Raw genomic sequence first — 21,277 nt, 5'->3', positions numbered from 1 at the left:
TTTAATTCAATAAATTTTTTATCATTTTTCTTATAATCAAACCAAAAACAACCAATAGTCCTGATATGATCACTCCTAACATCATCCCTTTAGCCTTGCCTGTTTTTTGTTTTTCCAGTGGAAATATTGGCTCATCAATAACTTGTATTAATGGTGTTTCTTTTCTTAGCGAAATTTTAGATAGTTCCAAATTTTTCACCAACTCACCCAATATAGTTTTATTAGTCTCTGCTGAAAATTGAGAACGTTGTATTGGAGCTACACGTTGAACTTGTTTAGTAGGATTTAAGTTGGGAGTAGCATCACCAATGGCAGCAGCGGTATAAATAGCCCCATTCATTACACTACGAACTGAATCGGTTTTTTGCTGCAAAATAAGCACGTTTTGCAAAGATTTTTTTGTTTTCGTTTGGATATAAAAATCATTAACATTTTTAACAATAGCATTATTAAATGCCTTTGCAAATTGCTCATCTTTTGTTTTAACATCTACTTTTATTATGCTTAGCTTTTTATCGGGTTTAGCTATGCTCAACTGTTCTTTGCTAATTTTCTTTACTATCTCACCAAGCAAGCTATCTCGTAATATTTTAAAATGCGTCGTATCTGAAAAATCAATATTTTTAAGCCTGGGGTTCTTTTCCCAGTTCTTATTCATTTCGTTAAAACTAACAAAACGATCAACTAATGTCTGCCTTTTTCCATCGAATATGAACGTACTTAACAAAGCCCTTTGGATCATTGTACGGGATTTATAGACTTCAATTATATTGTCTCCTTGGAAGATACTTCCACCACCACCAAGATCAACTCCTGCCATTGATGCCAAGCCAGCTAAAGAACTTATTCCACCTCCACCTTTATCTTCTTCTAATACAAAAGTTGTTGTAGCGGTATAAATCGGTTTTTCTAAATATCCATATGTAAAACCTAGAACTCCTCCAATAATCGCAACAAAAACAATAATAAACCATTTGGATAAAAGATAGTTATACCATTCTTTCATTTTGAGAACAAGATCTTTCAACGATATCTCACCAGAAGTATTAGAAGTATTATTTATATTCTCTGATTTCATTTTATTTTTTAATAACCGTAAATCGCACTTAACTTACCTAAGAAGGGATACAATAATTGCACCCATTGAAGCTATTGCAGTTCCAAGACCAATCCATCCTTGAGCAGTCATTCTTTCTCTTTCCGCTTTTTTAGGCACTAAAATTTCTGCACCTGGCTTAACTTTCGGATAATTATTAAAGAATAGGAACTTCCTAACTGCCTCAACTGATCCATTTGCATATTTAATATATACTCCGTTTTTCAATGCATTTGGGGTAAAACCTCCAGCTCCGTTTATATATTGCTTAAAATTTTTGCTTGGCAAATAGACAATCCCATTAGGGTTAAGTACCTCCCCAGTAACTTTAACAATCTGAAGCTGTCTAGGAACACGAATCACATCTCCATCTTCTACAATTAAATCATACCTTGATTGAGGTTTTTTCAAAATTTGGATCAAATCAATACCAACCAAATCAGACTGAATTAATTTTTTTTCAACATCAGCCTTAACAGTATCTTTTACACCTGCTTCTTGAGCACGTTTCAAAACTAGAAGTTTCTTATCGTCCTCATCACTATAATTGATCGCATTTTTATCATTAGGATTTACTTTCTCTGCACCGGGTCTTTTTAATGAAGCTCCATCTGCATAAGCAGTTTGAGTTAAACCACCAGCTCGCTTCAGTAGATCAGAAATTCTCTCGTTTTTTTGCATAATTGTATAGGTACCTGGATATAAGACTTCTCCTTCCAATTTCACTTGTTTCTGGATCTGATATCCTTCTGCACTACGAATAGAAACAACATCAAAAGGTTTCAAGACAAAATCTCTTTCTACAATCTTAAGATTTGGATCAACACTTACATTAAATACTTCAGCCGTCAACGCAGACGCAGACATTGCATCACTATTTTTTATTCTCCTGGAAATCTCAATACGATTTGGAGTAGCTCCTTCTTTAAAGCCCCCAGCCATTTGGATCACATCCTCCAATTTCATATTATCTGCGTATTCAAATATGCCTGGAGATCTTACTTCGCCTTGAATACTCACTTTATATTCATCTCGAAGATCAAAAATTGATGAAATAGTGACTTTATCTTCACGGAATAATGGAATATCTGCTTCAGTGCCTTTAATTACTTTGTCTAAATCAAAAGACATTAAGGATAGGCTATTATCTGGATTTAATCTCGAAATATACCCTCTGTTCAAAAATGCATCTTCCCTAATACCATCGGCTTTAGCAATCAATCCTTTCAATGTTAAACCTTTATCTAACTCAAATTGTCCCGGACGAAATACAGCGCCTGATATTTCTACTCTATTCTCAAATCGATCGAGTATACTTTCAACAATATATTTATCACCATTTAATGGACCATAGGAATCAAATTTTTCAGCAGTAACATCGGAAAGTTTGCGCTCTTTATTCGTGTTTTGCAATACTTTAATTTGGGCTGTATAAGCTTTATTAGAGAAACCACCTGCAAACCTGATCACATCTTGAAGGCTTTCATTACTTAATACTTCAAAAAGGGCAGGACGCTTTACTTCTCCTGCTACTTCCACACGGCTTTGGTAAACTGGGATATTAATTATATCCTGATCTTGTAATCTGATATTACTTTTCTGGATTCCATTTAATAAAAAATCATAGACATCAATTGTAGAAATTACTTTATTTCCGCGAATTACCTGGATTTTACGAAAAGATCCATTCACATTTGGCCCTCCAGATGCATTCAAGGCATTGAAAACGGTAGATAGTGAAGAAAGCGTATAGGATCCTGGTTTTACAACTTCTCCTAACAGAGTTATTTTTATACTTCTTATATTTCCAAGATTAACAGAAACATTAGTTTTACCATTTTTTAATGCAGGATAGGTACCAGACATTTTAGCTCTAATTTTAGTCGTAGCTTGTTCAATCGAAAGTCCACCAACACTTATAGGGCCAACAAATTGCAATCGAATGATTCCCTCAGGATTAACCTTTAATTTATAATTAGCTTCATTATCACCACTTAAATCAATTAACAATTCATCATCAGGACCAATCACATAACCTTTAGGCGTAGCCATTCTTAAATTAGGTTCAAAAGTGATCTCACTATTTGCAAATAACTCTGCCCCAAATATTTTTGGTTTTAAATCCGAAAAAATGTCTGTTTGTGAATTAGGCGCCTTTTTTTTCTCTTGAATACCCCTATTAATATTAGTATCAACTGTACGGCCTGTTGACTCTTCAATCCCCCCCTTTTCAGAGAAAACCTTAGCATCCATGCTACCTGAAACGCCTTTTATTTTTTGTACTCTCGATTTTAATTTCTCAATTTCCGAAGGCTTCATGCCCTGGGCAGCAGCCATTTGTTCCAATTGCGCATCACCATATCCAACCGATTCCGCGCGTTGAATTAATTGTCTGATTTGAGCATCAGTAAGATCATCGACCTTAACATCAGCATAATTAGTTTGCGAAAACGCACTTTGTGCAACTAACACCGTAACAAAAAAAAGAACAGCGGTAAAGATATTTCTAACGTTCATATAGTAAAATTTGTGGCCCCCGTTCCGATCATCTCAGAACTTTTACTAAGGAGCGGAAGCCGCCCCTTTTAACATGTATTGTAAATTTTATATTCTATTCAAAATAATTCAAAGTCTTATAACCTCCTTGTTTCAAGTATTCATCTTTCTTCATCAAATGAAGATCTGAATGAACCATATCCTGAACCAATGCAGGTAAATCATACTTTGGTGTCCAACCCAACTGCGTATTTGCCTTTGTTGGATCTCCCAACAACAAGTCAACCTCTGTTGGTCTGAAGTACTTTTCGTCCACCTGAACAACAACCGTACCCGGTTTTAAAAATTCGTCATTTAATCCTAATTTTTTTATAACATCCTGATCAACATCGATGATCACTCCTCGTTCATACTGATCTTTTCCGCTAAATTCGACCTCTATTCCCAACTCTGCAAAACTCATTTTCACAAAATCACGAACGGTAGTCGTTACCCCAGTTGCGATCACATAATCCTCCGGTTTTTCCTGCTGAAGGATCAACCACATGGCCTCAACGTAATCTTTCGCATGTCCCCAATCTCTCTGAGCAGACAAATTTCCCAGGTATAAACAATTCTGCAGACCTAAAGCAATCTTACAAGCGGCACGTGTAATCTTCCGAGTGACAAAAGTCTCCCCCCTTACCGGACTTTCATGGTTAAACAAAATTCCGTTACAAGCAAACATGCTATAAGCTTCTCTGTAATTTACAGTGATCCAATAACCATACATTTTTGCGACTGCATAAGGCGAACGAGGATAGAAAGGCGTAGTTTCACTTTGTGGAACGGCCTGTACCAACCCATATAATTCCGAGGTCGAAGCCTGGTAAATCTTAGTTTTCTCCACAAGCCCCAGGATTCTGATGGCTTCCAGTAATCTTAGTGGACCAATACCATCGGCATTAGCTGTGTATTCAGGTGTTTCAAAACTCACTTTCACATGGCTCATTGCCGCAAGATTATAAATTTCGTCTGGCTGAACTTCCTGAATGATTCTGATCAAATTGGTAGAATCCGTTAAATCGCCGTAATGCAATTTAAAGTGCAGGTTTTTCTCATGCTGATCCTGGTACAAATGGTCTATACGTTCCGTATTAAAAGAAGAAGAGCGTCTTTTCAATCCATGGACAAAGTATCCTTTTTTCAATAAAAACTCGGCAAGATATGCTCCATCTTGTCCTGTGACGCCTGTGATTAATGCAACTTTCATTTAGTATTCGTATAGTCTTGGTGTAAGTAGCAAATATATAGGAATATATTTGAATTGTTAGACTTTCGTGACATTGGAAAGCGAGAAACTCACAGGTTACTGTACAGTACATTAGCTATCAGAATTTTGTTCTCGTAAAAAAAATGTACAAATTTGAAAAAACGCCAAATATTTTTAAAATTATGAATAAATATTTACTGATTATCCTCTCCCTCCTCATTTTAGGATGCAGCAAAAGCAAAACAGAACTCATCCCAGAGCCAACTCCTCAAAAAAAACATCAGGTGACTGGTTTTGTAGAAAAAGGACCATTTCTACAAGGTTCAAAAGTAACTTTGATAGAATTAGACAATAACCTTGCTCCAACCGGAAAAACCTACGAAACCACCACTACCAACGACATGGGGGCTTTCGAATTCAAAGACATCGTACTCAGTTCAGCTTATGCGAAGTTTTCAATTGACGGTTTCTATTTTGATGAAGTAAGAAATACACTTTCGACTTCAAGAATTATCCTGACTTCCATCGCCAAAATCGGCGAAATTGCAAAGGTAAACGTCAACCTCTTGACACACCTGGAAAGCAACAGGATTGTGAAACTTGTTAAAACTGACAAGTTAGATTTCGCTGCAGCGAAAAAACAAGCAAGTACTGAATTATTGGCCGGATTAGACATCAAGCAAAACCTGACTAAGGAAACAGACGAACTGAGCCTGACCGATGGAACTAAAGATGCAGCAGTACTAATGACTATCTCAGCAGTGATGCTCAATAATCCAGTTCATACTGATGCGAGTCTTTCAGAATTCCTGAGCAAAATCAGCACACAGCTGGAAAACACAGGTACTTTAGACGAAAGCATCAAAACCACCTTCAAATCCTATGCTTCCCGCATTGATCCAGAAAGAATCAAGGCCAACCTGATTGCGCGCTATAAAACCTTAGGAAAGGAAGTGAATGTATTAGACGACCTGAAAAGCATTATTGGCGCAATTGAAGTTCCAGACATTATAATTGTACCAGAACTAAGTGACACAGAAATTATCACTTTTGGAACTGCAATCCTGAACAGATATGCTCAGTTTATAGAGAAATATGATATTTATGACGCCTTATATGCGCCCAATAAAGTCCATACAAGCCTAAGCTCTAGTTTTACTCAATTCTATAACCACAGTGTTAGCCTGCAAAACCTTGAGGTATACAACCTTTGGGCACAAGCTTATCAAACACTTGCTTCCGTAAACGAAGTAATGAAGAAAACCAAAAATCCCAGCAGTGCTAAAATCAATGAGCTGAGAAAAAGTATGGTCATTTTGCGCGCGCATGTTTATTACTTACTAACTGATACCTGGGGCAACGTACCGGTCCCAAAATTTGACTTTATATTAGAGCCGCTCGCAAAACCACAAGCTAAAGAAGAGACTCGTACTCAAAATATTGCTGAGCTGAACACGCTGCTGGCATCGGAAAATCTCTCTACCCCGCTGAACAATACCTTAGGAAATATGACTGCATTAGGATACGGCCTGCTAGTCAAGTATGAAATGCTGACTGGCCAGTATGCTTCCGCCAAACAGCATTTAGCCAAATTGGAGAATGCAGGCTTTTTTAAACTAGCGCTGCCAGGAAATAAATTCGTCAATTCTGCTGATAATGAAACGCTTGCCGGTTATGGCACCAATTTAGGACCTGCTTTCGCTAGCCCTGCCTTTCTAGCCATTGCAAAAAAAGGAACATATCCATCCATTATGCGCGCCACCGAAATCGTACTGCTGCAAGCAGAAGCAGAAATGCAATTGGGTAATTTGACAGCTGCAGCCAGCTACCTGAACAAAGTGAGGGCAAGGAACAGCAAATCTGCTATCGCCCAAAGTACCAAAGAAGAACTGATCAAATTCTTGTTAGAAGAATATAAAGAAGACCTGGGCATGGAAGGTGTATACTTTTCGGCATTGAAGCGCCTTGGAAAAGCAGAAACAATTTTAGGCATCCCTGCCTATAAAACGTTACTTCCTTTTCCCTTCGATGAATTAAAATATAATTATCTGATTGTACAAAATCCAGGCTATTAACCTCGAAAATTTAAAACGCCTATCGGATTTCAGTATTCCGATAGGCGTTTCTTTTTAAACTGAATTTGCCAGCGCATCTCTTATTGCTATTCAAAGCAACACTCCTTTACAAGCAAACAATTACCCCCAAATACTGACTTGGCGAATTCGAAGTTTTGCGCCCCCACTTTAATCTGATCGCAAAAACATGTACATGTACCTTGGAACCCGGTAACATATCTAATCTGAACTCCGCCTTTCGATCCCAAACGTTAGAAAAATGAAGTTCATAAAAGAACTGCTGCCTGACTTCCTCAAACAAAACCAGTGCTACACTATGACACCTACCCAATGGATCATTATATCCATCCCAGCTCAAACCATAAAGCCCCGCTCCTTTGTCTTCCAATCGCAGATTTTCCAGTTTGGCTGAACATCCATCCACCAGCTGAACATCCCCAAAATTTATCTTCCGATTCGGATCCAGGTCAGAAAAGAACCTGGGAGGATTAATTTCAACAGCCTCCGCTTGAATCGCCATTTTTTTCTTCTGACCTGGCTTAATAATTATTAATGATGCGGTTGCGGCCCTCAACTTATTCCTATGTGCAATCTGCCTTGCTGTCATCGTTTTCTTCGGCGGATAAGAAATGAACTTATTCCCGACCAATGTATTTTTTGATGCTATCATTTTTATACGATTTAAAAATTAAAATTTAGGCTACCAGCCCCAGATACTGACTTTCAGAATTACCTCCTTTGCTTTGTCCAAGTGTAAAAACATAGACATGAACCCTACAGCCAGGGCTCCCGCAGACTTCAAATTCTGCCTGCTGCCGACCAACATTTGCCAGATTCAGCGTAAACGCAACCCTATTCTGCCCTTCTTCATAAAGCACCAGTACCAGCTGATCATCCAGACCTTTTACATAAGCGCAGCACTTCCAGCTGAGCGCGTACAGTCCTCCACCCTGATCTTCCATTTTCAAATGATGTAAACTGGAAGCATTTCCTGCACTTAACCGTAAATCCTTGTAATTGATATTTAAGTTTGGATAAACACCACTGAGTACGGTAGGGTAGTTCAGCTTAAATGCTTTGGCTTTTGTGCCAATTTTAGCTTTATACTGCTTGAATCCTACGTCCAGAACAGGTCCAAAAGGTTTCAATAACTTAGTGATCAATTTAAATTTCTCCCGCTGAGCCTGCTGAGCTATTGTAGCAGGCTTTTTTGGAGCCATAGGGTCAGGTTTAGCGCTAACCACTGTCTTCCCATTTCGAGAAGAATACACAAAATCTCCAAGCTTTCCGGATATCTCGCTATAAATTCCTTTTTTCAGAATTGCCATTTTTTATAAATTTTAAAAGATAAATAAACACCTGCTCCAGCAACCAAAATCCATAGCAGCCCATCCAGCGTTGATTCTCTAACTACCGTTTTCTCTTCCGCTGAATACTGTTTAGATTTCATTTCTAAGCTTCCAATGCTAGCCCCTCCTTTTTCTTTGAGCTCCAATTTTTCTGCCGCTCCAAAAAAACCCGTTCCTGGCGAATAACTAAAATTCCCTTTCGGCCAGATCAGGACTTCCTTTTCATAACCGCTGGAATCACTATAAAAGCGAATCACTTTTGAAGCTGCATACACCTCATTTGAGCTTTTCTTGGTGTCTTTAAAAAGCGCGCAGCTAGTGATCAAGCAGATGAAAGTCAATAAAAACAAGAACCCAAATTTCCTCATAGCGTCCTCCTCCCCTGACTGACCCAATCAGAAATCTTATAAATTGATTTCCGATGTCTCCGTTTCCGATAAACACCATCTCCCTCCCTGCTTCCTGTGATATTGGTATTGCCTTCCAAGGAAATCAGCCAGTCTCCATCTTCCTTTTCGATCAGCCCGACATGAGCGATCCGCTTTTTCTCCGGAAAATAAATCCCAATTACATTCCCCGGCAATGCGGACCTTGCCAATCGCGAAACCGGGAACAAATCCGGCGACCATCCCGATCTTGGTTTTTCAAAACCTGCCTCGGCAAACACCCAGCTGACAAAGGCCGCACACCAGGGCTCCGGCCTCCTCAAGCCTGCAACAGTTAGAAACTCCCCAATTCTTTTCCCGTCATTTCGACCGGTTTTTTCCCTTAAGCCCAATTCCCCTTGGGCAATTTTTACCAGCAAGAGGCGGGATTTTCGGTCATTTTGCGCTGTACTAAGCCCTTGCTTTCCAAGGGGTTTTAACACAGCGCGATCAGGCAACCAGTAGCTGCCAATAAAAGCAAGCCAAAGGAGACTAGAAAAAAGAGTGCTTGATGCCATATTTCTAAGTTGTTAAATCGTGAAACCATGATTAAAATTGGAGGCAGCCCTATATTCGCCCAGGCCAGCTTTAAGATCCACCAGCTCAAGGCAGTGACCAGGAGAAAACTAATCAGACTGAGTAAAATCAGTAACCAAATGCTTTGATCCACACTTCCAGCAGTATCATCCATCCAGCGGATCGCAATCGGACCGAAAGTCCATAAGAGCAATAGCAGCACAAAAATCCGCAGAGGCTCTTCCCATCGGAATACCGACAGCTTTATTCTATTTGCATTCATTATGTTTTTGGATTTATTGATGAAACAAACCCGGCAGGGCCTCATAAACACTGCCGGGGAATTTGATATTAGGCCAGAACCGTCCCTACACCCAGGTAGGCCGTAGGAGAGACATCCTTGTTTTCTACCGAAGCAAAAAACACCCAGCAATGCACCTCATCGCCAACAAATGAACTTGGCACATACATGGTAATCGGAGTATCCCCCCTCACTAAGCCATCCGCGGATCTGATGACCTTATGTTTGTCCGAATTGTAAAGCATGATATACACTTTATCAGTTAGTCCCGGAACTTTGCCTGGCATGGTATCCAGTACCCAGCTCACCTGTACGGTTTGTCCGGCAAGTAACTGAACACTCAAATTTTTACCCAGGTCAAGACTCCCATCTTTACTCATGCTGATATTGGCGTAATCCAACTTATAATCAGGATAGATTCCAGTGATGGCATTTTTCATCATCGCCTTTGTCATGATATTAGTTGGCGTGTAATTTCCAGTCATCTGTCTAAATCCGACGGCGATCTGGTCGGCTACTTTCCCTGCGAAAGCAGTGACCAGACCAAATCTTGAACGATGATCCAGCTGTCCTAATGTTGCTGGTTTGCTCGATTTTGCCGGACGATTTCTTACGACATTAATGTCTTTCCATCTCGCAGCCACCACATCTCCAACTCTTCCATTGAATGGTCCAAAAACACCAGGTTTATACGTTCCCATAATTTTAAAATTTAAAAGGTTAATTATTCTGTTAGTTCAAATCAACTGTATACCGGTACTTTGGATTTGTTGAACGAATGTAACCTCACAAAACCTAATCAACTAATTAACAGCCAGATCATACCCACCTTTACCTAACTTTACGATCAGATTACCCAGGATTACATTCCTGCTCAAGGGCCCTTTCCAAGTATCGAATAGACATCCTTCTTCAAATAATAACAGGTTCCCCCATTGACCCTAAACCTCAGGTGTCCTGATTTCCGCCAGTTGTATATTGTTTTCCGGGTTTTCTGGAAGATCTGCATCACCTCATTGGTATGCAGCCATATGTCTTCTTCTTCTTTTACTGGAAGATCAACAGGCATCATTTTCAATAAAGCAATCAATTGATCGGTCTGCACTTTCAAAAGCTGGCGCAGAATTTTTAAAATCAATAGCTCCTCTTTCATTACCAGCGGACTTTACCAGCGTAAACACTATTGGAGATACTTTTTCTATCATTAGCAACAAAGGCGATATAGGTTTCTGCAAAATGACCATGTTCAATATCAAATACCGTCAGAAGATCTTTCCCTTGATAGCGAGTAGCACCAGCAGTCATAAAAATGGCTTTTTTCAATTTCGGAAAATAGGCCACTAGCATCACCTGATCAGACCAATGCGTACCGGCTACTCCTTCCTGCGGGCCCCAGCTAAAGATAAATCCTGCGTCTGATGAGCTGACCTGCAGGTTTACCGGTGGAGGCATATCGCCATAGCTAAGGAGCACCTTCGCAAAATTTATTTTCAACTTCGGATATTCTCCGGTAAGCGCATGTCGCCAGTTATAGGAAAAGGCAGGATTTTGGGGTTGTAATTTTCTTCGCCGAGCTTCCCATTCATAACCCACCGCAATAAATTCCTTAAGAGGAAACAGCAATGCTGAAACTAATTTTGTCCTTTGATGAACTGCTTTCTGCGATTCAGTGAAGGGCTTATCGGATTTCCCAATTGATCTTGTGACCAATACTCCGTTTAACCAATAAGTGGTAGATCTTCTAAACCTACCGAAGTTGAAGCCGTCTTTAAAAGTTGCCATAATTGAATATTAATTGTTTGTAAATGAAATTTTTAAGATAAGCTACTGGAACTGCTCGGGAAAAGACCTGCTTTCCTATAGGGTTACCCTAGGGTTGCCATAGGGTTCGGATAGCAGAGACTATATCAACCCTACGGCAACCCTATACGAGCCCCTTCCAGACCCTATACCAATGCCCTTCTCTGTCCGAACAGTATCCGACCAAATACTAGTTTTTTCGATTCAATATTTCTGAAATCATTTTCATGGTATTTTCAAGGGAGGCCCAGTCTGTGATAAAGAGGCTGATTCTGAAACCATCAACCGGCTTTTTGGGATCAAAAGAGAAATTTTCTTGCTCCTGGTATAAAGAATGACGGAGAAATGTAGCCATCGGCAAGCCAGTAAGCGGACTTTTAAACTTCAGGAAACCAAAAGTCCCGGTAGCTGGTAAGATCAAATAAGCATGGTCTACCAGATAATTATTGAACATCATCTTTAGATTAAAGGCGGCCTTCTTACAGGACTGATTGCTTCTTTTCAACTGGTTTCTCAATTCAGAGGCGGATACACCAGCCATTAATGCTTTTTCAGGCGAGTGGTTCCAGCGGACGACGATCTTTTTTACCTGTTTCTTCAGCGCTGCAATGAAATTTTCCGGGCCGGCCACCATGCTGGTTTTATGAAAAATAGAATATACCTTGCTGTATGGGGCGATGTAGATCACGTTTCCTGTACTCAACGAAAGCCCTGGTCCGGCGTTTTTTTTGCCGCAAAATTCATAGTCATCATCCAATACCATAAGGCAAAATCCAAAACGTTCTGACAGACGAACCAGTTGAGTCCATCGTTTTTCCTCCATGCGGTGTGGGACGGGGAAATCTGGCTCCAAGCGTACAAATACCACCTTTACCTTTTTCTGCATACAGATTTCTTCCAGCTTTCCCGCCGACATCCCCTGTTTATCCGCTCCGCTGAAATCAACGTTTAGCCGAAGCTGTGCAGCCGCTTCCAATAAGGCGGTATCATTTCTGGAGCTGATGATCAGCACATCCCTCGGACAAGTCATCGTTTTCAACACTTTATACACGGCTTTCCCATCTGGAATCATGCAGAACTGCTGTTTATTGTTGATCAGCTTTTTCGCCCTGAGCACCCCTAAAACATCTTTAGCCTTCCAATGCTCAGTATGTGCTGCTGCCAGCGCATTTCCAGCTCTATTTTTGTCTCTTAAATCCAGCACATCTACCAGCTGTACAGGATAAGTATTACCCAGACTAAGGATGTTCATCAGTTGAGGCTGCCCGGATTTTGCAGAAATAGCGGACCTCGTGTTGAAGGAAAACTGAGCACGGCGAGCCACCTCGGCAATATGAAAGCTGATCGAAGGTTCAAACATAAACGTGCCCACCCGATGCTGGGTATAAAGGATCTCCTTCTTTTCCACCAAATGGCGATAGGCTTGCACTACAAAATTCCGCTTCACGCCCAAAAACACAGATAAATTCCTCACAGAGGGCATCATGAAATCATCCGGATAGTTTTCCCTGTCGTGTTCCTGAGCAATCAGGTCGATCAGCTGCTCATAACTGCTTTCCTCAATTGGATGAAGACCCAACTTCAAACTCAAGGACCAGCTGTCCGGAAAATTATTCTTTATCATAATGATGATTTAAGTAACTTAATGAATAAATTATTGCCAATACAAATAATCGCTTATAATTATCAAATTCCTAATAAAAATATCTGTCTATAGAAATACGTCACATCTGTCTGAAAATCTATTCAACTGTTTGTTAAATACTAAAGAAGCTGCTATTGGGCATGGAACGCGGATCATTTATTAATTAGTGGTAAAATAATTCCGGGAAGAGCATTGGTTATTCTGGATTAAATTACAGTAGTTAGACTTGGTAAAAATGATTCAATCCTAGAAAAAAGATCAAATTGAAGGAATTACGTAAATGCTATAAATTCAATGTAAAATTCATTAAAAGAAATATTTAATCGAACAAGTATTGTTTTAGTTAATTTATTGAGTGATATTCGATAGGTAAGCTGTAAAATATATGGAGTTCAAAAACCCAAGGCAAGGGAGTGAGTATGATAAGATATTTAAAGAAAATATGGAGGCCAACCTGGAGGGAATTGTTGAACAGGTATTGAGCATGAAGATTTTCATTACCGAAGAACTGCCTGATGATTTACAGCATACGAAGGAACGAAAGCCGGATCTGCTGAAAAAGGTGCGGGATGAAGATGGTCAGGTATTTATTTTACACATTGAATATCAGCGCAGTAATGACCAGAACATGGCCTACCGTATGGCAGAGTATAGTATTATGCTGCAAAGGAAGTATAGGCTTCCGGTAAATCAGTATATGATCTATCTCGGGCAGGAAAAGTTAAATATGCCTACAGAAATTGAGCGTACAAATTTTAAGTTTAAATATGAAGTTAGAGCGATCAGTACGATAGATTACAGGCTCTTTTTATACCATGAGGTGATCGAGATGAAATTGCTGGCTGTGCTGGCAGATTTATCGGCTGTAGATCCAAAGGAGATACTAAGGGAGCTGATCCTGGAAATTACGGAAATCGTAGCTGAAGAGCTTGTGCTTGGTAAGTATATGAACCAATTAAAAATCTTTGCCCAATTAAGGGATTTAGAACAAACATTAAAAGAAGTTATGGAAGAAGTATCAAGTTGGTATGTAAAAGAGAGAGACCCTTATTACATTATTGGAAGAGACGAAGGGGTAACCTTAGAAAGGACAAGGAGCAAATTATCAATAGCTCGTAAATTGGAGGAGGAAAGGACAAGGAGCAAATTATCAATAGCCCGTAAATTGGAGAAGGAAAGGACAAGGAGCAAATTATCAATAGCTCGTAAAATGAAGAAAGAAGGTTTAACAATTCCCTTAATAGCTAAAATAACCGACTTAAGTCGCGAGGAAATCCTTAACATCAAACTCTGAAAGAATAAGACACCCCTTTAAGCTAACCGAACCTTTTGTTTTTTCCTTTTCCGAAGCCAGATTAAAAACCCGCTAACCGGCAAAGTCGCACAGATCAGGCTGGCAAAAAACGCAAGCGCTTGCGTTGGCCAGCCATATATTTTCCCGGTATGAATTGCTTCATTAGAGTTCCGCCATTTCATGGCCGTACCTTTATCTTTATGGATGATCTCGTCAAAGATTGCTCCGGAATTGTGGTCGATAGAGAAATAGCTCATGCCCAGCCAGGCATCTCCGCTATCGTTCATCGTAATATATCCGGAGGCAGATTTTTTTGTTTCCGCAGGAATAGTGAAACCAATCATTTCATAATTCCCATTTGCGCGCTGCTGCAAAGCAGAAAAAGCCTGATCTAATGCTGCGCCATGTAATGGTACCGCAGCTGGTGTAGGCTGTACATTGGCCAGGAGTACCCGTTTGTTGCCACCCATCGCTTTCAGCATCCCAGACTCCCACCATTTAAATGACCAGCTGAGTCCGGTAAAAACAATGACCAATGCCACAGGCAGTACATACATCCCTAAAACTGTATGCAGCTGATGGTTCAGCTTTTTGAACTTGCTCTTAAAGTTAATTTTCAGCTTCTTACTTGCATTTTTAAACTTTTTAGGGAGCCAGATGACCAGGCCGCTGATCAGCATCAGCAAAAATATCAGCACAGTAATTCCAGTAATCAGGCTGCCGATATCTTTCTTCAACAGCAGATACCTGTGCAACTGTAATACTACATTAAAGAACTCATACTTCATGTCCAGCTGTCCGAGCACAGCACCGGTATAAGGATTTACGAATACTTTTTTAAAGAATTTGACCTGGTCAAAATACGTCAGGCCTTTTGCCCTTTTTTCAGTTTCCTGGGCGATGAACACATAACTTTTCTCTCCTCCTGGAATTTCGATTTTACTGATCTTATTCCCTTCCGGTAACGCCGAGGCTGCTTTTTCTGCAAGTACAGAAAGACTTAAAGCTGGCTTACCTTCTGATTTGGCGGATACCAGGTCTTTGTGAAAAACATCAAACAACTCCTCACTAAACACCGTGATACAGCCGGTGATCGAAATCACCACAATCAGGGAACCGATTAGCAAACCGCCCCAAAGGTGTATAAAAGCGGCGAAACGTTTAAAAAGCATAAGCCATTGTCAGGTTATAGCGTGCGCCGTTCGCTTTGATATAAGATTCTGTACGCACCTTTCCTTGCGACAATACCGGGTAATAATCTGCGTTCAACACATTATCAATTCCCAATTTCAGCGTCGCTTTAGGTGTAAAATGATAAGCGGTATATAAGTTGAAGAAATTGAATGAATTTACTGGCCCTTCGCCAAGTGCATAATTTCCTTTGGCATCTGGCAAAAACTCTTTTCTTGAACCGGAGTAGATCCAGAACACACTCAAATCCCATGCTTTCAATGGCGAATAGCTGACACTGCTGGTGAATTTATCCGGACCAATTCTGGTGGTTGGCAAAGGCAGTTTTTTGCCATTCACCTCTTTCGTACCCTGTAAATGAGCGTAGCCCACAGACATAGAAAGGTTCGGCAAGAACGCATAGTTTGCAGTGGCTTCAAAGCCCGTTACCCGTTCTGGCGCTCTTTCAGGAACTGCCACCCCATTCACATCTTTTAAGCTGGAGCCTAAAGCGGAAGTGCTCACATAATAAGCACCAGTTACATTTAACTGCTTCCAGCTGCTGCTAAAACCGACTTCATAATTATTGGTGATGATCGCTTTTGTTTCAATTTTGCTCACATCATCCACTGCACTCAGGCGAAGTGTTCTGCCCAGGTCGTACAGAGAAAAACTTTGAGAGAAGCTCACAAAAGGATTAAACAAATTCCATTTACTATACCTCAATCCAGCGTTATACACTAAAGTATGATAACTTAAATCGGCTCCTTTAACCGCTACCCCACCCGCATAATTTCCAAATGGAATGGTGGTATAATCCGGTACGCCGAGTTGAATATTTTCATAACGTGCTCCGGCTTTAAGCACAAGGTATTCGAACAAGAAAGTACGAAGCTGCGCATAAGGCGCATAATTTTTCATGTTCATTTCCGGCACAAACTCCCTCCCATCGGTCAGGTTTTGCTTGGTGATGTCGTTCAGCACATCTAAACCATAGGTCAGGTCTCCTTTTACCTGATCTATAATATGGTATTGGGTATTAAAATTAAATCGCGCCCCTTTTTTCTTGGAGGCGATTGCCGAATTTCCTGCTGGCTTATAAAAGTCGGAGTACTCAAAAATAGAGTAGAAATCCTGCAGGTACAGGTTCACATTCAGGGAAGTACCCTTAAAAATTTCGGAATTGGTGTACTGAATATAGGCATTGTGGTTGTAAGGCGTACCTTGTTTATCGCCGATTGGTGTACCTGGTTTACCGGTAATCGGGCGTAGCCCGTAAATTCCGGCAGAATCCACATAACTGCTATTTTGCAGCGTATGGTAGTAATTATACATCACCTCAATGCGGTTCTTCGGGTTGAAGTTATAGCCCAATTTGGCATAAATATTCTTGCTATTGGTTTCACTTAGCGACTGAAAAGGAGAAACCACTTTTCCATCCGCGTCTTTATTGACTCCGGTATGCTCATAAGTACCGCTCAGCACATAGTCTAGCTGGTTCACTTTCCCGGTAAACAATTGCGAGAAACGCGTGCCTATAGAATGTCTCGGACTCACTAGGGAGCCCATAGAAGAAAGTTCCGAAAGGGAGCTGAATTTTTTACTGGTATCGGCCTTTTTGGTGATGTAATTAATGATCCCACCGTCGGCACCATTGCCATAAATGGCGGTAGAACCTTCAATTACCTCTATCTTATCGATCACAAAAGGATCTATACTTCTGAAATCACGCTCTCCATTTCTTAGCGGCGTGGATTGCGGAATCCCATCGATCATGACTAAGGCATTTCTACCTCTAAGGGTTTGTCCTTTGTTGACCACGGTATTGGTTCCTAAGGTTAATGCGGGAATGTTGTACGTTAAAATCTGGTTCAGATCGGTAGAGATTCCTCTTTGCATCTCGATCTGCTTTGAGTTTAAGATTTTTACCGAAGAGGGTACATCTTTTAAAGTTTCTGCATTTCTGGAGGCGGTTACGATCACCTCGTTCAGGTCGCCGGCATCACTTAAGATGGAAAAATTAACCGTCTGCTCGTCCTTACCACTGAGTACTACAGATTTAGAGACTGGCTGATAGCCGACACCGGATGCAGTTAATTGATACTTTCCACTGTCTAAATCCTTAAACGCATAAAAACCAGTCAGGTTTGTCTGACTGGTTTTATTTTTCCCTTGCAGGGTTATAATTAGGTTTGACACAGGCGTCCCTTTCTGGTCCGTCACTTGTCCTTTAATCACGCTTTGTGCAAAAACACCGATTGGAAAAACCAACAGGCTCAATAGTAAAACTTTTTTTATCATCCCCGGCACCCTATTTGAAATTAATCTAAATAAAGCGCAAAAGTATAAAATTAATTTTATTTATTACTTCCTAAATGAAAGCTTAGGCCAACGGAAACTGGATTCAGTAAAAACTCTGATTTATTAGTTCTGGTAAAAGAGCGGACATTGTTCGCATCTTCTGTTACGGCTTCCTGTCTTTCATAAGAATAGAAGAAGTCCAGACTGCTTTCTACAAATAGGGTCAGTTGCGGAGCCGGATGAAACTTAATCCCTACTAGCGGAGATAACAGGAATCCATTTTTCGAGGTTTCCATTTTATTAGGATAAAGGGTTGCATCGGCAATGGCCTGTGCTTTTAAAGGATTCGCATTCGCTGAAGTTCCAACAAATCGATTGGCTCTGTATCCCAAATCTGCACCAATATAAGGTTGCACTCTGGAGAAGTTCATGTTCTTTTCAAAACCTACTTTAAAGGTATAATCCGTCACATCACCGGTTACAACCTCACAAGTGTTACAGTTGTTATAAAAGGTTTTTCCCTGTTTTAGGTAACTTCCACCCAATCGGTAATTGATCTGGTTATCATTAAATTTAACCATGATCCCCGAGAAATAAGAGTTGATAAATTGAACCGGATCAGTCTCATTAAAGAGCTTCGGCATTTGCATTGCCCCGTAACCTCTCAAGGTTATTGAGTAGTTGTAGTCTGCATTCATCTGAGAAAACGCTGTTCCTCCAGATAACAACAATACTAAAATAAGTAAGTGTTTTTTCATTAATTTTCCCCCACGGATTTTAATTGAGCCATAAAAATACAGCAATATTTAGTATAAGCAATAGTAAAAAAATTGATTTCTTTATCCTGAGTACCTGAGTAGGATCCCCTGATTAATGAACTTGAAGAAACGCTTTTCGAAAAGAAAAACGGGCAGAGCGCATCGTAAAACATCTAAGAATATTATATTTTTTTACTAGTTAACTAAAAACGTGCCACAATATAAGAATTGTTCTTTTGTTTTTTGTTAAAGTCGCGCATCAGTAAATTTGCGGTCAATAAATGATTTAGTATCAAAAATAATTGCCCCTTCATCCTGGTATTTTCCGTAGTCGAAAGTCAAAAATTCCTGATGCGAAACCGCCACAATAATTGCCTTATAGTTTTTATCTATTAAGGTTCTATCGAGCTGAAAACCATATTCCTGTTTCACCAGCTCAGGATCTGCCCATGGATCATATACATTTATCTCCATTCCAAACTGCTGCAATTCCTGGTAAATATCTATGACTCTTGTATTTCTGACATCCGGACAATTCTCTTTAAATGCAAAACCGAGGATCAATACCTTTTCTCCTTTTACCGGATAGCCTTTGGCGATCATCAGTTTGACTACTTTATTGGCCACAAACATGCCCATATTGTCGTTTACCCTTCTTCCCGACAGGATGACTTGCGGATGGTAGCCTAATGATTCTGCTTTATGGGCCAGGTAATAGGGATCTACCCCAATACAATGGCCACCTACCAATCCGGGTTTATACTTCAGGAAGTTCCATTTTGTACCCGCAGCCTCGATCACATCTGTGGTATCGATGCCGATACGGTCAAAAATCAAGGCCAGTTCATTGACAAAAGAAATGTTGACATCCCGCTGTGCATTTTCTATGGCTTTTGACGCTTCAGCAACTTTTATACTTGGTGCTTTATGCGTACCGGCAGTGATGATCTGCCCATATAACTGATCTATTTGCTCGGCAATTTCTGGTGTAGATCCAGAAGTCACCTTTTTTATCTTGGTTAAAGTATTGATGCGGTCGCCGGGATTGATCCTTTCCGGAGAGTAGCCGCAGAAAAAGCCTTCATTGAACGTCAGTCCGGAGTATTGCTCCAGCACAGGGACACAATCTTCTTCCGTACATCCGGGATAAACGGTAGACTCATAAATTACAATGTCTCCATTTTTTAAAACTGAGCCGATCATGGCAGAGGCTTTCAGCAAGGGCTGTAAATCCGGCGCTTTAAAACGGTTAATGGGCGTAGGAACAGTTACAATATAAATCTGGCATTGCTCTAAATCTGCTGTTGCTGCAGAAAACTGTAATCCAGTTGGGCGGTCATCGGTATGGAGAACGGTCTTCAGCGCTTCCAGGTCTGCCTCTCTGGTGCGGTCTTCCCCAGCAGAAAGTTCTTGAATCCTGACTTCGTCAATATCGAAACCGAGTACTTTATACTTTTTTGCGAATTCAATAGCGAGCGGCAATCCCACATACCCTAAACCTATAATTGCAATTTTATACGCTTTGTCCATATTCATTTTTCTTTTCCTTTAGCTCCGGTTCCCGCTCTTGTAACCGAAATTTCAAGAACGTTTTAAAGGTAGAAAGAATTTTAATTGTTCGTAGGTACGGTTATTGAATTATTAGTAACCGGTAATGAAGACAATCAAAGGAAAAATGAAAACATTCGTCTTATCGATCCTGTGTATCGGCTTCGGATTTTTCCAGCTGAAAGCACAAGACAGTACGGCCAATCGGGTCGACTTTATGGTTCCTCCGGCTGCAAAAAAAGTAGTGCAGCTGAACCGTTCTGATGCTGCATTGGGAATTTCTGCGAAGGCCATCGCCAAGCAGAAAAGCCAGCAGAATCCGCCCATCAATATTGCCTTATTTGCGGTAGACCGGCGGACGGAAGCCGAGGCTGGAAACTCTGATGTGGTGATGGTGATCAGCATTGACCAGCTCAGCGGAAAGCTCAAAATGTTGTCCATTATGAGGGATACTTATGTGAATATCGAGGGTACAGGCATGAATAAGCTGAATGCGGCCTTCGCCATTGGTGGACCGCAGCTGGCGATAAAAACACTCAATCAGAATTTCAACCTGAATATCAGGGACTATATTAATGTTGATTTTTATGGTGCCGCAAAGATTGTAGATGCTTTAGGCGGGGTGCAGATTCCAGTGAAAACCGAAGAGCTTCCTTACCTGAATAACTACTTGAATGAGTTATCAATTTATGATAAGATCCCAGCAATACCATTGACCCAGGCGGGCTTACAATTACTGAGCGGAAAACAAGCCGTTGCCTATACCCGGATCAGGGCCGTTGGCCATGGTGACGCCCAGAGAACGGAGCGTCAGCGAAGCGTACTCATCGCAATTTTCAATCAATTGAAATTAAAAGGTAAGGAAATTTTTCCCGTTTTTGCCACAGATGTGCTCCCTAACCTGGAAACAAGCATGAACAATTTCACACTTTTCAGCTTTGCCGGAAGTATTTTAAATTCTAAAAATAAAACGATAGAACAGGCCAGATTTCCACTGGACAAAGAAAGCGTTGGAAAAAGAATTGATAACATTTGGTATTTAACCACCGACTTAAAAACAACTACAAATTCAATACATCAATTTATATATGGTTCCACAAACCCTGTAAAAACGAAGCGGTAGCGAGCAGGCTGGGAAAGCCAGCGAATTGAAGCCAATTTCGTTTAAAAATCCGTTTTTTAGTCTCCAACCGATTTTTCCCAAAAAGATCGAATTGAATTATTATGATCAAAATTTTATATAATTTATAA

At 40.4% G+C, this 21,277-nt stretch carries 19 protein-coding genes; 3 read left to right on the top strand and 16 right to left on the bottom strand.

The genetic code is table 11. The features are described 5' to 3' along the window. Nucleotide 1: 1 nt before the first annotated feature. From K7X70_RS02335 to gmd, 3 genes are all read right to left on the bottom strand, one after another. Nucleotides 2–1,078, bottom strand: a complete 1,077-nt coding sequence (locus K7X70_RS02335; RefSeq protein WP_222535544.1) for a Wzz/FepE/Etk N-terminal domain-containing protein — start codon at nt 1,076–1,078, stop codon at nt 2–4. Between the two features lie 33 nt (nt 1,079–1,111). Then, nucleotides 1,112–3,613: an SLBB domain-containing protein gene (locus tag K7X70_RS02330; protein ID WP_222535543.1), complete on the bottom strand. Its 2,502-nt coding sequence runs from the start codon at nt 3,611–3,613 to the stop codon at nt 1,112–1,114. A gap of 94 nt (nt 3,614–3,707) precedes the next feature. Then, nucleotides 3,708–4,844: a GDP-mannose 4,6-dehydratase gene (gene gmd / locus K7X70_RS02325; protein WP_222535542.1), complete on the bottom strand. Its 1,137-nt coding sequence runs from the start codon at nt 4,842–4,844 to the stop codon at nt 3,708–3,710. Between the two features lie 182 nt (nt 4,845–5,026). Between gmd and K7X70_RS02320 the strand changes: the two genes are divergently transcribed. Next, complete coding sequence (locus K7X70_RS02320; protein ID WP_222535541.1) at nt 5,027–6,919, top strand: RagB/SusD family nutrient uptake outer membrane protein; 1,893 nt, start codon at nt 5,027–5,029, stop codon at nt 6,917–6,919. Nucleotides 6,920–7,025: 106 nt separating this feature from the next. Here K7X70_RS02320 and K7X70_RS02315 read toward each other — a convergent pair whose 3' ends face one another. The 9 genes from K7X70_RS02315 to K7X70_RS02275 all read right to left on the bottom strand — a co-directional run bounded on the left by K7X70_RS02315 (nt 7,026) and on the right by K7X70_RS02275 (nt 12,934). Then, the gene (locus K7X70_RS02315) at nt 7,026–7,589 is read right to left on the bottom strand and encodes a hypothetical protein (RefSeq protein ID WP_222535540.1); all 564 of its coding nucleotides are present in this window, start codon (nt 7,587–7,589) and stop codon (nt 7,026–7,028) included. A gap of 25 nt (nt 7,590–7,614) precedes the next feature. Next, entirely contained in the window at nt 7,615–8,247 is a 633-nt protein-coding gene (locus K7X70_RS02310) for a DUF6266 family protein (RefSeq protein ID WP_222535539.1), read from the bottom strand. Beyond that, nucleotides 8,235–8,594 (bottom strand): hypothetical protein, encoded by a 360-nt coding sequence (locus K7X70_RS02305; protein ID WP_222535538.1) that lies wholly within the window; start codon nt 8,592–8,594, stop codon nt 8,235–8,237. Before K7X70_RS02305 ends, K7X70_RS02310 begins: the two co-directional genes overlap by 13 nt. A 38-nt stretch (nt 8,595–8,632) precedes the next feature. Then, nucleotides 8,633–9,073: a C40 family peptidase gene (locus K7X70_RS02300; RefSeq protein ID WP_222535537.1), complete on the bottom strand. Its 441-nt coding sequence runs from the start codon at nt 9,071–9,073 to the stop codon at nt 8,633–8,635. A 56-nt stretch (nt 9,074–9,129) separates the two neighbouring features. Further along, entirely contained in the window at nt 9,130–9,492 is a 363-nt protein-coding gene (locus tag K7X70_RS02295) for a hypothetical protein (RefSeq protein ID WP_222535536.1), read from the bottom strand. 68 nt (nt 9,493–9,560) lie between these two features. Next, nucleotides 9,561–10,211: a DUF6266 family protein gene (locus tag K7X70_RS02290; protein WP_222535535.1), complete on the bottom strand. Its 651-nt coding sequence runs from the start codon at nt 10,209–10,211 to the stop codon at nt 9,561–9,563. Nucleotides 10,212–10,384: 173 nt separating this feature from the next. After that, nucleotides 10,385–10,663 (bottom strand): helix-turn-helix domain-containing protein, encoded by a 279-nt coding sequence (locus K7X70_RS02285; RefSeq protein WP_222535534.1) that lies wholly within the window; start codon nt 10,661–10,663, stop codon nt 10,385–10,387. Beyond that, nucleotides 10,663–11,292 (bottom strand): DUF6266 family protein, encoded by a 630-nt coding sequence (locus tag K7X70_RS02280; protein WP_222535533.1) that lies wholly within the window; start codon nt 11,290–11,292, stop codon nt 10,663–10,665. Before K7X70_RS02280 ends, K7X70_RS02285 begins: the two co-directional genes overlap by 1 nt. Before the next feature lie 208 nt (nt 11,293–11,500). After that, entirely contained in the window at nt 11,501–12,934 is a 1,434-nt protein-coding gene (locus K7X70_RS02275) for an aminotransferase-like domain-containing protein (RefSeq protein WP_222535532.1), read from the bottom strand. 406 nt (nt 12,935–13,340) lie between these two features. On the opposite strand from K7X70_RS02275, the gene K7X70_RS02270 reads away from it, so the two are divergent. Continuing rightward, on the top strand, nt 13,341–14,249 hold the full coding sequence (locus K7X70_RS02270) for an RpnC/YadD family protein (RefSeq protein ID WP_222535531.1): 909 nt from the start codon (nt 13,341–13,343) through the stop codon (nt 14,247–14,249). Nucleotides 14,250–14,266: 17 nt separating this feature from the next. On the opposite strand, the gene K7X70_RS02265 is transcribed toward K7X70_RS02270, so the two are convergent. From K7X70_RS02265 to K7X70_RS02250, 4 genes are all read right to left on the bottom strand, one after another. Beyond that, on the bottom strand, nt 14,267–15,421 hold the full coding sequence (locus K7X70_RS02265; protein ID WP_222535530.1) for a PepSY-associated TM helix domain-containing protein: 1,155 nt from the start codon (nt 15,419–15,421) through the stop codon (nt 14,267–14,269). Then, entirely contained in the window at nt 15,411–17,720 is a 2,310-nt protein-coding gene (locus K7X70_RS02260) for a TonB-dependent receptor (protein WP_222535529.1), read from the bottom strand. Before K7X70_RS02260 ends, K7X70_RS02265 begins: the two co-directional genes overlap by 11 nt. A gap of 56 nt (nt 17,721–17,776) precedes the next feature. Beyond that, nucleotides 17,777–18,478: a hypothetical protein gene (locus tag K7X70_RS02255; RefSeq protein ID WP_222535528.1), complete on the bottom strand. Its 702-nt coding sequence runs from the start codon at nt 18,476–18,478 to the stop codon at nt 17,777–17,779. A 246-nt stretch (nt 18,479–18,724) separates the two neighbouring features. Continuing rightward, nucleotides 18,725–20,014: a nucleotide sugar dehydrogenase gene (locus K7X70_RS02250; protein WP_222535527.1), complete on the bottom strand. Its 1,290-nt coding sequence runs from the start codon at nt 20,012–20,014 to the stop codon at nt 18,725–18,727. Nucleotides 20,015–20,132: 118 nt separating this feature from the next. Here K7X70_RS02250 and K7X70_RS02245 point away from each other — a divergent pair, with 118 nt between their 5' ends. Beyond that, nucleotides 20,133–21,149 (top strand): LCP family protein, encoded by a 1,017-nt coding sequence (locus K7X70_RS02245; protein WP_255606868.1) that lies wholly within the window; start codon nt 20,133–20,135, stop codon nt 21,147–21,149. Nucleotides 21,150–21,277 lie beyond the last annotated feature (128 nt).

It is taken from the genome of Pedobacter polysacchareus, from assembly GCF_019802255.1.
Classification (GTDB): domain Bacteria; phylum Bacteroidota; class Bacteroidia; order Sphingobacteriales; family Sphingobacteriaceae; genus Pedobacter; species Pedobacter polysacchareus.
This window is presented reverse-complemented; position numbering and strand designations above follow the sequence as displayed.

Coding starts and splice junctions, on each gene's coding strand:
- K7X70_RS02335 (WP_222535544.1), bottom strand. CDS start 1,078: ATGAAATCAGAGAATATAAATAATACTTCTAATACTTCTGGTGAGATA.
- K7X70_RS02330 (WP_222535543.1), bottom strand. CDS start 3,613: ATGAACGTTAGAAATATCTTTACCGCTGTTCTTTTTTTTGTTACGGTG.
- gmd (WP_222535542.1), bottom strand. CDS start 4,844: ATGAAAGTTGCATTAATCACAGGCGTCACAGGACAAGATGGAGCATAT.
- K7X70_RS02320 (WP_222535541.1), top strand. CDS start 5,027: ATGAATAAATATTTACTGATTATCCTCTCCCTCCTCATTTTAGGATGC.
- K7X70_RS02315 (WP_222535540.1), bottom strand. CDS start 7,589: ATGATAGCATCAAAAAATACATTGGTCGGGAATAAGTTCATTTCTTAT.
- K7X70_RS02310 (WP_222535539.1), bottom strand. CDS start 8,247: ATGGCAATTCTGAAAAAAGGAATTTATAGCGAGATATCCGGAAAGCTT.
- K7X70_RS02295 (WP_222535536.1), bottom strand. CDS start 9,492: ATGAATGCAAATAGAATAAAGCTGTCGGTATTCCGATGGGAAGAGCCT.
- K7X70_RS02290 (WP_222535535.1), bottom strand. CDS start 10,211: ATGGGAACGTATAAACCTGGTGTTTTTGGACCATTCAATGGAAGAGTT.
- K7X70_RS02285 (WP_222535534.1), bottom strand. CDS start 10,663: ATGAAAGAGGAGCTATTGATTTTAAAAATTCTGCGCCAGCTTTTGAAA.
- K7X70_RS02280 (WP_222535533.1), bottom strand. CDS start 11,292: ATGGCAACTTTTAAAGACGGCTTCAACTTCGGTAGGTTTAGAAGATCT.
- K7X70_RS02275 (WP_222535532.1), bottom strand. CDS start 12,934: ATGATAAAGAATAATTTTCCGGACAGCTGGTCCTTGAGTTTGAAGTTG.
- K7X70_RS02270 (WP_222535531.1), top strand. CDS start 13,341: ATGGAGTTCAAAAACCCAAGGCAAGGGAGTGAGTATGATAAGATATTT.
- K7X70_RS02265 (WP_222535530.1), bottom strand. CDS start 15,421: ATGCTTTTTAAACGTTTCGCCGCTTTTATACACCTTTGGGGCGGTTTG.
- K7X70_RS02260 (WP_222535529.1), bottom strand. CDS start 17,720: ATGATAAAAAAAGTTTTACTATTGAGCCTGTTGGTTTTTCCAATCGGT.
- K7X70_RS02255 (WP_222535528.1), bottom strand. CDS start 18,478: ATGAAAAAACACTTACTTATTTTAGTATTGTTGTTATCTGGAGGAACA.
- K7X70_RS02250 (WP_222535527.1), bottom strand. CDS start 20,014: ATGAATATGGACAAAGCGTATAAAATTGCAATTATAGGTTTAGGGTAT.
- K7X70_RS02245 (WP_255606868.1), top strand. CDS start 20,133: ATGAAGACAATCAAAGGAAAAATGAAAACATTCGTCTTATCGATCCTG.